General features: G+C 51.9%; 13 protein-coding genes. 5 read left to right on the top strand and 8 right to left on the bottom strand.

Annotation, left to right across the window (positions count from 1 at the left end):
- Nucleotides 1-569: 569 nt before the first annotated feature.
- The 4 genes from ACEN2T_RS29760 to ACEN2T_RS29745 are packed head-to-tail and all read right to left on the bottom strand — an operon-like array spanning nucleotide 570 to nucleotide 3,353.
- The gene (locus tag ACEN2T_RS29760; RefSeq protein ID WP_442117985.1) at nucleotides 570-1,073 is read right to left on the bottom strand and encodes an SMP-30/gluconolactonase/LRE family protein; all 504 of its coding nucleotides are present in this window, start codon (nucleotides 1,071-1,073) and stop codon (nucleotides 570-572) included.
- A complete protein-coding gene (locus ACEN2T_RS29755; protein WP_442117984.1) occupies nucleotides 1,061-1,429 on the bottom strand; it encodes an SMP-30/gluconolactonase/LRE family protein in 369 nt (122 codons plus the stop codon). Before ACEN2T_RS29755 ends, ACEN2T_RS29760 begins: the two co-directional genes overlap by 13 nt.
- A gap of 38 nt (nucleotides 1,430-1,467) precedes the next feature.
- Nucleotides 1,468-1,941, bottom strand: coding sequence for a DMT family transporter (locus tag ACEN2T_RS29750; RefSeq protein WP_093544652.1), 474 nt, complete (start codon nucleotides 1,939-1,941; stop codon nucleotides 1,468-1,470).
- An 11-nt stretch (nucleotides 1,942-1,952) separates the two neighbouring features.
- Complete coding sequence (locus tag ACEN2T_RS29745; protein WP_426221903.1) at nucleotides 1,953-3,353, bottom strand: amidohydrolase family protein; 1,401 nt, start codon at nucleotides 3,351-3,353, stop codon at nucleotides 1,953-1,955.
- A 144-nt stretch (nucleotides 3,354-3,497) separates the two neighbouring features.
- Between ACEN2T_RS29745 and ACEN2T_RS29740 the strand changes: the two genes are divergently transcribed.
- On the top strand, nucleotides 3,498-4,409 hold the full coding sequence (locus ACEN2T_RS29740; RefSeq protein WP_426221904.1) for a LysR family transcriptional regulator: 912 nt from the start codon (nucleotides 3,498-3,500) through the stop codon (nucleotides 4,407-4,409).
- On the opposite strand, the gene ACEN2T_RS29735 is transcribed toward ACEN2T_RS29740, so the two are convergent.
- The gene (locus tag ACEN2T_RS29735; RefSeq protein WP_442117983.1) at nucleotides 4,322-5,569 is read right to left on the bottom strand and encodes an MFS transporter; all 1,248 of its coding nucleotides are present in this window, start codon (nucleotides 5,567-5,569) and stop codon (nucleotides 4,322-4,324) included. The two genes, ACEN2T_RS29740 and ACEN2T_RS29735, sit on opposite strands and share 88 nt — an antisense overlap.
- A gap of 88 nt (nucleotides 5,570-5,657) precedes the next feature.
- On the opposite strand from ACEN2T_RS29735, the gene ACEN2T_RS29730 reads away from it, so the two are divergent.
- From ACEN2T_RS29730 to ACEN2T_RS29715, 4 genes are all read left to right on the top strand, one after another.
- On the top strand, nucleotides 5,658-6,452 hold the full coding sequence (locus ACEN2T_RS29730) for an AraC family transcriptional regulator (RefSeq protein ID WP_442117982.1): 795 nt from the start codon (nucleotides 5,658-5,660) through the stop codon (nucleotides 6,450-6,452).
- A gap of 632 nt (nucleotides 6,453-7,084) precedes the next feature.
- Nucleotides 7,085-7,831: a hypothetical protein gene (locus ACEN2T_RS29725; protein WP_442117981.1), complete on the top strand. Its 747-nt coding sequence runs from the start codon at nucleotides 7,085-7,087 to the stop codon at nucleotides 7,829-7,831.
- Nucleotides 7,828-8,361 (top strand): hypothetical protein, encoded by a 534-nt coding sequence (locus tag ACEN2T_RS29720; RefSeq protein WP_442117980.1) that lies wholly within the window; start codon nucleotides 7,828-7,830, stop codon nucleotides 8,359-8,361. The genes ACEN2T_RS29725 and ACEN2T_RS29720 overlap by 4 nt, the downstream gene beginning before the upstream one ends.
- Nucleotides 8,358-8,762, top strand: a complete 405-nt coding sequence (locus ACEN2T_RS29715) for a hypothetical protein (protein ID WP_442117979.1) — start codon at nucleotides 8,358-8,360, stop codon at nucleotides 8,760-8,762. Before ACEN2T_RS29720 ends, ACEN2T_RS29715 begins: the two co-directional genes overlap by 4 nt.
- 4 nt (nucleotides 8,763-8,766) lie before the next feature.
- Here the strand turns inward: ACEN2T_RS29715 and ACEN2T_RS29710 are convergent, their stop codons facing one another.
- From ACEN2T_RS29710 to ACEN2T_RS29700, 3 genes are all read right to left on the bottom strand, one after another.
- Nucleotides 8,767-9,009: a type II toxin-antitoxin system HicA family toxin gene (locus tag ACEN2T_RS29710; RefSeq protein ID WP_442117978.1), complete on the bottom strand. Its 243-nt coding sequence runs from the start codon at nucleotides 9,007-9,009 to the stop codon at nucleotides 8,767-8,769.
- Nucleotides 9,006-9,509, bottom strand: a complete 504-nt coding sequence (locus ACEN2T_RS29705) for a DUF4365 domain-containing protein (protein WP_442117977.1) — start codon at nucleotides 9,507-9,509, stop codon at nucleotides 9,006-9,008. Before ACEN2T_RS29705 ends, ACEN2T_RS29710 begins: the two co-directional genes overlap by 4 nt.
- Nucleotides 9,510-9,724: 215 nt before the next feature.
- Nucleotides 9,725-10,345: a hypothetical protein gene (locus ACEN2T_RS29700; protein WP_442117976.1), complete on the bottom strand. Its 621-nt coding sequence runs from the start codon at nucleotides 10,343-10,345 to the stop codon at nucleotides 9,725-9,727.
- Nucleotides 10,346-10,372: the final 27 nt, after the last annotated feature.

Raw genomic sequence — 10,372 nt, 5'->3', positions numbered from 1 at the left:
TAGCCCGCATGGTTACTGGGTTTCAGGTTTTTTAGGGTGCCTTTACAGGTTAAGGGGTGTCGTAAAGGGGTTTTGTCGCCCAGGTAAGGGGTGTCGTGAAGAGGTGTTGCTGCTGCAACCCGCATGGTTGCTGGGGTACAGGTTTTTCAGGGCGTCTTGTGCAGGTTAAGGGGTGTTATAAAGGGGGGCGTCGTCAAGCTAAGGGGTGTCGTGAGAAAGTGTCGTCGCTACAGTCCCGGAAGTAAGGGGCTTTCACAGCTACAATGTGCCGTATGACAGCGGCGGATCGACGACGGACGACAACAGAGGGTCTGAAGGCGTTCTTCAGGCGCGCAATGTGACAACAAATGGTCGATAGATGACGACGTACTCGCTTAGGGAAAGGGTGTGTTAAACGAATCTGCAACAGATGACGACGACGGGCTGCGTCCTTGATTGCAGCGCAGATCGATAGGCAGATATCGACCCATAGCTGCCGCTCGTGAAGGCACCAATCGGCCAGAAGCGGTCATTCATACGCGTCTACCCAGTTGGCATTCAGAACGGCGCGACAGGCTAGCACCCACTATTCAGTGCAGTCGTCCTGTAAATCGCTCTTCAGGGGATCCGGCAGCTAAAACGGCTTCGGCTTTTATCAGCGTGCCATCGAAATCTGTCGGCTTATTCAGCCCTATCCGTGCGCTGGTGCTGTACAGCGTTGCATAACCGGGGCCCCCTAATACTGGGCAAGTGGTCCGAACACACGGGGATTCGATCACACGGTCAACTCTGCCGTCTGGCGCGTAACGCACCACCCTGCTGCCGCCCCATTCGGCATTCCAGAGAAAACCCTGCGCATCAATACAAGAACCGTCTGGAGCACCCTGACCGTTGACTGTAGTGAATACACGCTGGTTTTCTAGCGACGGGTAATCGCAGCAGAAAATGCATCCTTGCAGGGAGTCCGCGTAATACATGGTGGAACCGTCCGGGCTAAAACAGATGCTGTTCGGGATCGCCACTGCGGGAAGGTCCAGAGTTTCTGTCTCGAGCGCTGCCGCGTTGACCCGATGAAATCTGCCTATGGTTTGCACCTGCTCACCGGCTCCATTGTGCTGAATACAAAGTTGCCCATGCGGTCGCAGCGGCCATCATTGATCCGGGTTCCGGGCACGCCAGGGGTGGCTGTGATTTTGCTGAAACGACCGGTGCTCAGGTTGTAGTAGCCCAGGCAGGATGCCAATCCCATCAGCAATACGTCCTCGTCTGCCGTGAGGGCAAATGACCCTAGCGGCTCTGGCAGGGACCAACGCTGTACTTCGCCTCTTTCGGGGTCCAGAGCACGCAACTCGCAGCAGGGGATGTCGGTCCAGAACAGGCGTTCGGTTCTTTCACACCAGACAGGGCACTCGCCAAGAAGACTGGTGGTGTCGGTTAGGGCTTCAAACATGGTTGCGTCCTACGAAACAGGATGGGCAAACAAGGCAGTCAGTTGGAGAAAAGCGCTGACCACCTGTCACCGAACAGGGCGATGGCCAGGCCTGCGAGCATCACCATCGACCCTGCCAACTTGACGAGAGACACTGGCCTTTCCGATGCCCCCATCAATCCGAAATGATCGATAACCAGTGACGAGATAATCTGACCTGCGATAGCGAGGCCCAGCAGGGCTGATAGACCGATTTTTGGCGCAAGCACCACATAGCTAAGCAAGGCACCGGCACCCAGCAGACCGCCCAGCAGGCTCCACCAGGGCTGGGCAGGTATAGCCGCCAGTGAGGCCACTATCCCGCCACGCATCAATGAAAAGACGCCCAGGCATACCGCTCCGGCAGTAAATGAGAACAGCGCCGCCGCTACGGAATCTCCACCCACGCCTTTAGCGAGTTGGCCATTCAGCGTGGTCTGCAGGGTGATGCCAAGCCCCGCGCAGACGGCCAGCAGGTAGTAAGCTGCGTTCATATCGCGCCTCCTTACTTGGCTGACTCAAGCGGCATGAATGTCTCGGCAAAAATATCCGGCTGATAGCCTGCAGCAGCAAACAGATGCTCACGGGATTCGTCGATCGCCGCACGCAGCCTTTCGCTGTCCACGCCCAGCACCTTGCCGCCGCGCTTGACGATGCGCCCGCCAATCATGACCGTGTCGACATTGCTGCGTTCGGCCGCGTGTACAACGGTGCCGAATGCGTTGCCTGATGGGTAAAGGTTGATGTCCTGCGCGCTGATAAGGATCAGGTCGGCCTGTTTGCCAGGGGCCAGGCTGCCGACTTTGTCCTGCAATCCGGCACAGGTGGCGCCGTCAACAGTGGCAGCTTTGAGCAGGCCATGAGCGGCCAGGGTCACGACCGGATGATGATCTGCGCCGCAGCAGCGCTGCTGATGCATGCCCATAACGCGCTGCAGGTAGAACGCCACCCGCATCTCCATGAACATGTCACCACTGTAGGAGGTTTCGTTGTCAACACTCAGACCCGGGCTGATGTCGTGACGCTGGGCCGACTGCATGGCGAACATTCCATCTTCAATGCCGTAGTGGGCATCTGAACGCGGGCATACGTTGACCCGCACGCCAGCCTCGCGAAGGATTTTCCAGCCGGCGTCCGGCAGCGAGGTGCAGTGGTTGAAGATGTTATCGGGGCGCAGCAGGCCCTCGCGATGCAAAGCCTCCAACTCAGCAGCCATGTCCCCGCCAAAAAATTCGGTGATGATCGGCAGCCCCAGACGCCGCGCCTCAGCCCACAGCTCAGGTTCCAGCTGCGCCATCACCGCCAGCGAGAGCAGCGGGTTGTCACCGTTATTGACGTATTTTTCCTGGAGACGCTCCAGGTTGCCCGGCCAGTGGGCTTTGTCCCACTCTCCGGAAACTGGCGCACCGGAGGCGTGTACAGACCGGATACCAGCATCGAGCAGCGCCTCGACCGCAGCATCGGAGTGCGCGCCGGTGCGGCTGTTGTGAGAGTTATCGACCACGGTGGTGATGCCGGCATCGATGCAGCCCAATGCAGTTAGCAGGTTGCCGATATACATGTCAGCCGGGCGATAGTATTTGGCGAACGAGAAGTGCGTGGCGTTGCAGTAGTCTTCCAGGGTTTCGGCATTCGGATTGATTCGACGCAGTTGCCCTTCCCAGGAGTGACGGTGCGTATCGACCATGCCCGGCATGGCAATCATGCCGGATGCCTCGATAACCATAGCGTCGCCGGCCTCAAGGTTTTCACCTATGGCCGTGATGGTGCTGCCTTCGATAAGGATATCGCCGCGCGCCAGATTGCCGATATCGCCATCCATGCTCAGTACAGTGGCGCCGCGGATAAGTGTGCGGGCGGCCGGAGCGGCCGGTGCCTGCACGATGCTGCGGTTATATTCAGCCATTTTCTGTACACCTCTTCAAATTTCGTTGGAAGCAATGTACGCAAGGCGATACTGCGGGAAAAAGGTGGTAAAACTGTTTTAATTATTCAGTTTCTACGAATAATAAGGCCTTTCCCGATCACTGCTTTGAGGCTGCTAACAGTCATGGACCGTATTCAAGCGATGCAGGTTTTCGTACGTGTGGCTCAAGCAGGAAGCTTTATCCAGGCGGCGCAGACGCTCTCTCTGCCAGCCTCAACAGTTACCAGCAGCGTTAAAAATCTTGAGAAGTACTTGCAGGTGCGCCTGCTGAACAGAACAACGCGGCGAGTCAGCCTGACGCCTGAGGGCGCTCAATATCTGGCGCAATGCAGGGAAATATTGGAGCTGATCGAACACACAGAGATCAGCCTGACGGATTCCGTAAAACGGCCACAGGGGCGTTTGCGTGTCGATATGCCGGGTGGCATTGCACACTTCATCGTCATGCCAAATCTGCAAGACTTTTACCGGCGCTACCCGGATATCTACCTGATGATAGGCGTCAATGACCGGCAGGTTGATCTGATTCAGGAGGGTGTCGATTGCGTCATTCGTACAGGCGAGCTCGATGACTCAACGCTCGTTGCGCGCCCACTCGGCCGGTTTCGCTGGGTGACCTGTGCTTCTGTCGCCTATCTCGAAGAGAACGGTACTCCGCAAACTCCGCAAGATTTGTCTCACCACCGGGCCATCCATTACTTCTCGGGCCGCGCAAGGCAAGCAGGTGAAATGCGCTTTGCCCGTGGCACCGAAAAAATCTCAGTCCCGGTGAACGGCACAGCGGCTGTCAACGAGACTGGGCTTTACATCAAAATGTGCCTTGAAGGTTTAGGGCTGGTGCAGCTCGCTGAGAACGTGGTCAGCGAGCATCTGCGAGAAGGGCGGCTGGTTGAAGTGCTTGCTGACTGGCAGCCCGCATCGGTTCCTGTGCACCTGCTATACCCGCATCAGCGCTTTCTATCGCCAGCTGTGAGCGCATTCGCTGACTGGGTTGCTGGGCTTGTTCGCGACGATGATTCAGCAGGTTCAAGTTGAACGTTGCGCCCGGCCAGCATGCCGGTGAATGCGCCGGCTACGGAGATTGCGGCTGTGATCAGCAGCGGTGCTGTCCAGCCACCTGTCCAGTCGTGCAGTTGGCCCAGCAGCAAGGGGCCTGCGGCTGCCATCAGGTAGCCGACGCACTGCGCCATTCCTGAAAGTGCCGCCGTGTCACCGGCATTTTTTGTGCGCAAGCCGATGAAGGTCAGGCCGAGCATCATGCTGGCACCAGAGCCGAAGCCCAGGAGCGCGGCCCACAACACGGCGTAGTCTGGCGCGTAAATGAGCCCGATCAGGGATGAGGCGGTTAACAGGCTGACGGTAGCGGCTGCCAGTTTCTGGTCTTTGAGACGGCGAAGCGTGGCTGCCAGAATCAAGCCGGGAATGGCCGTGGTCAGTTGAAGCGTGCCGTGTACCGTGCCTGCTTGCTCCGGGGATATGCCATGGTCCATCAGAATGGTCGGCAGCCAGCCGACTGCGACATAAAAAGGCATCGCGTTCAGCCCCATGAACAGTGTGACCTGCCATGCCAGCGGCGAACGCCAGACGGCCACGGTTGGCGCTTGTTTCGGACCGGACAGATTTACGTGTTCGTGTTTTCTCAACTGCGGCAGCCACACCACCAGCGCCAACAATGGGGCTGCGACCAACAAACTCAGGGCAATCGGCCATCCCCATGATTGGGTCAGCGGCACTATTACGGCTGAACCGACAGCGCCTGCTGCGCCCATCGTGATGGAGTAAGCGCCGGTCATGGACGCCATTTTTGTTGAGAAGTCGCGTTTGATCAGGCCGGGCAGCAGCACGTTGCCCAGGGCGATCCCGGTGCCTATCAATACCGTACCGGCGTACAACGCCCAGGCACTGCTTGCGGAACGGAGCAGGATGCCCGCTGAAATGACCAACAGTGCACCGAAAAGCGTGCGCTCGATGCCGAACCTCCGGGCGACCGATGCGCTGAGCGGGGAGAAGGCTGCAAAGGCAAGTAATGGCAGTGAAGTAAGCAGGCCTAGAGCTGAGGCACTCAAGCCAAAATCATTCTGGATCAGCGGCACAACGGGCGCGATGCTGGTAAAGGGAACGCGCAGGTTCACGGCGATAAGCAGAATGCCTGCGACGAGCGCGATGGCATGCCACTTGTTTTTTGTATCTGACATATTCTTTATCTGTCCTCTTAAAAGAAGACAACTGTAGAGAACTTCAGAACTGTCTAATATAGATATAAGGACACCTGATACCTAAATTATGCCAAGCTCAAAAAATGTCGTTTCCTCGCCGGAAGATTTCGATTCAGACCTTTTCACCCAGGCAGCGATTGCCCTCAAGGTTGCGCCTGACCTCAATGATTCGGGTGCCCGCCCGCATGATCATCGCAAAGGCCAGCTGATCCTGTCTTTGCATGGCGCAGTGAGCTGTGAGGTGCAAAATGCACTCTGGCTTGTCCCTCCCCAGCACGCCGTATGGATTCCGGGCGGCACGCCGCACAGTTGCCGAGTGACCGAAAACGCCCGGACCTGCTTTCTGTTCGTTGAGCCCAGTGCGGCAGCCATGCCTGAAGAATGCTGCACGGTTGCCATTACGCCCCTTGTTCGGGAGATGATCCTGCATCTCGCTGAACAGGAACCTGCTTACGATTCCGAGGGCAAGACAGCGCGGCTGGTTGCAGCGCTGCTTGAGCAGCTTTCCGATGCTCCGCTGAAAGAGCTGCATTTGCCGATATCAGACCACCCCAAGATCAAACAAATCGCGGATACGCTCTTCTCCTATCCAGGTGACCGAACCACGTTGCGCGAGTGGGCCACTCGGCTTGCAACTAGTGAACGAACGCTGGCCAGGCTTGTAGAAAGCACGACCGGGCTGAGCTTCGGACGCTGGCGTCAACAATTGCATTTGATGATCGCACTGAGTCATTTGGCGGAGGGGGTATCCGTGCAACGTGTGGCGGGCATCCTGGGATATGACTCTGTTAATGCATTCATCACGATGTTCAAAAAAGCCCTGGGTAAACCGCCTACTCAGTATTTTTCCTCTCTGCGCTAGTGCTCTGCTGGCTGATACAAAGCGCCGAGGCTGTAGAACGATCTGTCTGCTATTGGCCGATTTCTGCCGGTGCTGACCGGCTGCAATGGGTAGATTGCTACCCGTCTCCACCGGCAGTAATCGGCCAAAAGCAGCCGTTTGGTATTTGCCGTGGTACAGGAACCTCAAACCTCCATATTGAATCATTTGAGATCCGTGCCCATCACGCGATCCGACATGTGTTGCAGATCCTCAAGGGTGATGCATTTCTCGACGCGGGACAGAAAATTGTCGACCTGCATTTAGACGGATGTCGGCGGGTGGCGCGTTCAGCAGCTCGAGCGGTTCCACACCCACCTCCATCGACCGAGCGATGTTGACGGCTCAAGTGATCTGGTCTGGAATTCACTCTTAAGGTTGAGGCGGTGCTGCTCTGTCTACCGACGTATGATCTGAGAACGCATGAAGCTGGAGATTCAATGTGGGGGTGAGAGTCGGGGGAGCTTGCGTAAACACCTATTCACCACTATACAATGTCAAATGGTGCTGGACGCTTGGAGTCAGCGACCATCGAGCTTCAGCCGCTCTGTCTCGGCGACTGATCTTGGCTTAATAAACGTAGTTACGTTCAATTTGGTTATCTAGGAATACATATGTCGATTGTCGACGTAAAAAAAGGTTATATCTCCCAAGCTATTTACTTGGTTAGAAATAGTCAGGACAAACACATACGATATCAGCAGGAGCAAGCGGAAAATATTTTCAGTAAATATTTTGGCGCGCAGTCCCAGCAGACAAATTTACCTGATGACTTTGACGCGAATGCTCCTCGCCTAATATTTCAGGGTGGGCACAAACAACTCATCTTAAGCCAAGTTTCTTCTCAATTAACATTGGGGTTTGAAAGCGCGGAAAAAGAAATAAACGAACAATTCAATATTGTCATAAAAAATATCTTGGATGTAGAGACAAAGATACAGAAATTTCGAGCTGAAACTAGCCTCCAAGAAAACGCTATAGTTTTGACAGTTAGTTTCCCTTCGGAGTGCTCGAAGGAAGAGCTTAGTCAGAAATTGTTTGATAGGTTTCTCAAGATAAGTCCAAGCGCATCTGTTGCTAGTACTTCTATAAAAGTTGGCTATCTACTACAAGGTAATGTTTTTCTAAATATCGAGTTTGATGTTTACGAAAAAAGGCGTGGTGAAATAAACTCCCAGCAGCGAGAATATGATATTTCATCGTTTGCGGTGGTTGAAGTTGGGGTAAGTGTACGGATTGATGTGAATAATAAGCCGCAGACAAGTCTACCTGGATATATCTACACGGGCATTGACCAAGTTCTTGCTATAATGTCTGCATACCTTGAAAAGGACCTGTACGATATTATGGAGTTTGAATGATGATGAGGGATATATTCGAATATCAAACACTGGTCGGTCAAAGTCACTCAACGGCTGCAGATATTAATGAAGCAGTTGATGATGGCTTTGATTTGATGGCGCGAGTATCAAGAAAAACTAACTCAACGATAACGGAGATAGGGGTTGTAGACACTAATAGCTTTTTAGCGAGACTTTCAATAGTGCAAGCTGGTTGGCGGTCTGATATCTCTGCTTTGACGGAGGTCGTAGAGTGGCAGCATCGTCTTATTGATTTTAATTCAAGTTATGCTGCTTATTTGCTTGAGCAAATATCTGAAGAAGAATTTGAGTTGATAGCCGAAAGTTCCGTTGTGGATGAGGTTGATAAAGATAAATATCAAGTTGCAAGTATGATTGATAGAGTTTTGAGGCTTACAAATCTTGATTATACTACTTCGGACTTTTCAAATATGCTTGCCTGCTCGCAAGAAGTTGTAGTTGAGGCGCTTGAGTTTTTAGCTGATAAATACCCGAAAGTGCAGTTAATGTTGAGTGAGAGTCGGGAATGAATAGTTCGGCAGTTGGGGCGTCTGTAGAAGGGGATGGTCTTGAGTTGAAGTGTAGGAAATTTACACTTCACCAGCCGAAGAGAAATAAAGATCTGAACTTGTTGATATATCCTTTCAAGTTAAGTATTTTTGGTTATGCAACGGTAAAGAAAGAGTTTAGTAAGAGTGAGACGTTGGTAAATAAAACTTCTGGGTGTAATGTTGGTGATTCTATACACGGTGAGGCCGTCGGTGGTTTTTCAGCTAAAGCACCGAGCAAGCCGGAAGTGAAGCATGCAACTGCTACCCATAAAGCCAGCTTTATAATAACTAGAGGACAGTCTTTTGCGTTCGTAGAGATTGGAGTGCGCGATCACCTTCAATCACTAGCGGGGCAGAGTCGCATTGATAGTGAGGAGTAATTATTTATTGAATGGTGAAAATTTCTAGCAGGGACGATTCTGGGATTAATTTGCTATCGGTCAATTGTTTGTAAACTGATCGACTATAAATGGAAGGAATGTCTTTATGCGCTAGCGGTATGGTTATAATAATTTTGCGTTCCGCATGTATGAATATTCCGTGAGACCCTTTCGATCTCTGGATGAAGCCCGATTTGGTCATTAGCTTTATGAGCTGATCCCGATCAACTGTATTTTTAAATTTCATTTATATAGTCCGGCCAGTATTCGTTTGGTAATGGATTGCTTGTGATCTCGCCATTGCTTTGGTGTTTCTGGAAGAAGAATGTTATTTGGGTCTATGTATACGGTTAGTGTGTCGTTCTTTATTTTTGCTGGTTTGATTTTTCGTGCTTTAAGATTTTCTTTCATTTCTGTCCAATAAGCTTTTTCATCCTGGGCATTGTAAAGAACAAGGTATACAGGATAGGGTTCATCATACCACAAGTCTAAATCTTTCTTTTTTAACGGGTATGAATAAAAAGAGTTTTTCTGTAACTCTAGTTTTTCTTTTGCTTTTATTTGGACAAAAATTGTTCCTGTATCTATCTCACCTTTTTTGTTGAATGTAAAAATCAGTGCATCATAGCCGTAATCTTCAGCAGGGACGTCAAGCGTATATCCTTTTTTTATTACATGGTACTCGAGATTGTTTACGCTTAATGAGGCGATAATGTGAGTTCTAGTTCTTTTTTTTCGTTTGTCCATTTTTTATAGATCGTCTCATGTTCTAAAGGATTTGGTTGGATTGTAGTATTCGTTAAATGATCGACTGTCTTTATATTTATGTCAAATCTTGTTTTAAAAGTACTGCTAATATCAAGAGTCTAGCAGGGGCGTGCCAATCAGAGTGGAGTTTCGTGGATAGTTACACGCAAATCCCTCTTCGGAGCTAGCCAGCGGCCGGTTTCGGCCAGGAGCAGTCACTCAGGGTCAATTAAATCAACGGTGATCTGTTCTGCAGCAACCATCTCATACAGAAACTGATCAGCGCTCCTACCGGTTTCCAAGTGTGGAGCTGAAAGCTCAATTAGAAGTGACTTGCTGTGAGTTGAAAAGAACTCACTGGCGATATCGTCCAAGTCGCCGCCAGCAGCTTGAACATGCAAGTCGATGAGAGATCGACGAATCGACAGCAAGATAATTGGCCCCCTACCATCGCGAGAGTGGGTCTCCAGTACCCACGTCCCTTTCTCCGGGCTGTTGAGCTTCTCGCACAGCGCTATCAGGTAGTCACTGGCCTCTTGTCGGACGTCCTCATAGAACCATAAGCCAATACCGACAGAGAGGTCTGGTATCCCGTCAGTGAACGGCCCAATGTACTCGTAAACTTTTCCGGTGAGGGTGCCAGCCCACAAAATGAGTTGAGCGTCATGACATTTGAAACCGTCATTGGTGAGCGTCAATCCGCAAAAAGTCGGTGAGATGAAGTCTCCACCACTGCCCCAACGAGAAACTCGAAGTTTTTCAAGATGTGCCCCTTGAAACTCCGTTCTAAGGAAATCCTGAAAAAGACTTCCTGATTTGGCAAAATCTCCGGACACCAATCGCCGAGCTTTTCAATGAAGCAA

It is taken from the genome of Pseudomonas sp. W22_MBD1_FP4, from assembly GCF_052113765.1.
In the GTDB taxonomy this organism is placed as follows: Bacteria; Pseudomonadota; Gammaproteobacteria; order Pseudomonadales; family Pseudomonadaceae; genus Aquipseudomonas; species Aquipseudomonas sivasensis.
Note: the sequence above shows the minus strand (reverse complement) of the source record. Positions and strands in the feature narration are given on the sequence as shown.

Coding starts and splice junctions, on each gene's coding strand:
- ACEN2T_RS29755 (WP_442117984.1), bottom strand. CDS start 1,429: ATGTTTGAAGCCCTAACCGACACCACCAGTCTTCTTGGCGAGTGCCCT.
- ACEN2T_RS29750 (WP_093544652.1), bottom strand. CDS start 1,941: ATGAACGCAGCTTACTACCTGCTGGCCGTCTGCGCGGGGCTTGGCATC.
- ACEN2T_RS29745 (WP_426221903.1), bottom strand. CDS start 3,353: ATGGCTGAATATAACCGCAGCATCGTGCAGGCACCGGCCGCTCCGGCC.
- ACEN2T_RS29740 (WP_426221904.1), top strand. CDS start 3,498: ATGGACCGTATTCAAGCGATGCAGGTTTTCGTACGTGTGGCTCAAGCA.
- ACEN2T_RS29735 (WP_442117983.1), bottom strand. CDS start 5,569: ATGTCAGATACAAAAAACAAGTGGCATGCCATCGCGCTCGTCGCAGGC.
- ACEN2T_RS29730 (WP_442117982.1), top strand. CDS start 5,658: ATGCCAAGCTCAAAAAATGTCGTTTCCTCGCCGGAAGATTTCGATTCA.
- ACEN2T_RS29725 (WP_442117981.1), top strand. CDS start 7,085: ATGTCGATTGTCGACGTAAAAAAAGGTTATATCTCCCAAGCTATTTAC.
- ACEN2T_RS29720 (WP_442117980.1), top strand. CDS start 7,828: ATGATGATGAGGGATATATTCGAATATCAAACACTGGTCGGTCAAAGT.
- ACEN2T_RS29715 (WP_442117979.1), top strand. CDS start 8,358: ATGAATAGTTCGGCAGTTGGGGCGTCTGTAGAAGGGGATGGTCTTGAG.
- ACEN2T_RS29710 (WP_442117978.1), bottom strand. CDS start 9,009: ATGAAATTTAAAAATACAGTTGATCGGGATCAGCTCATAAAGCTAATG.
- ACEN2T_RS29705 (WP_442117977.1), bottom strand. CDS start 9,509: ATGGACAAACGAAAAAAAAGAACTAGAACTCACATTATCGCCTCATTA.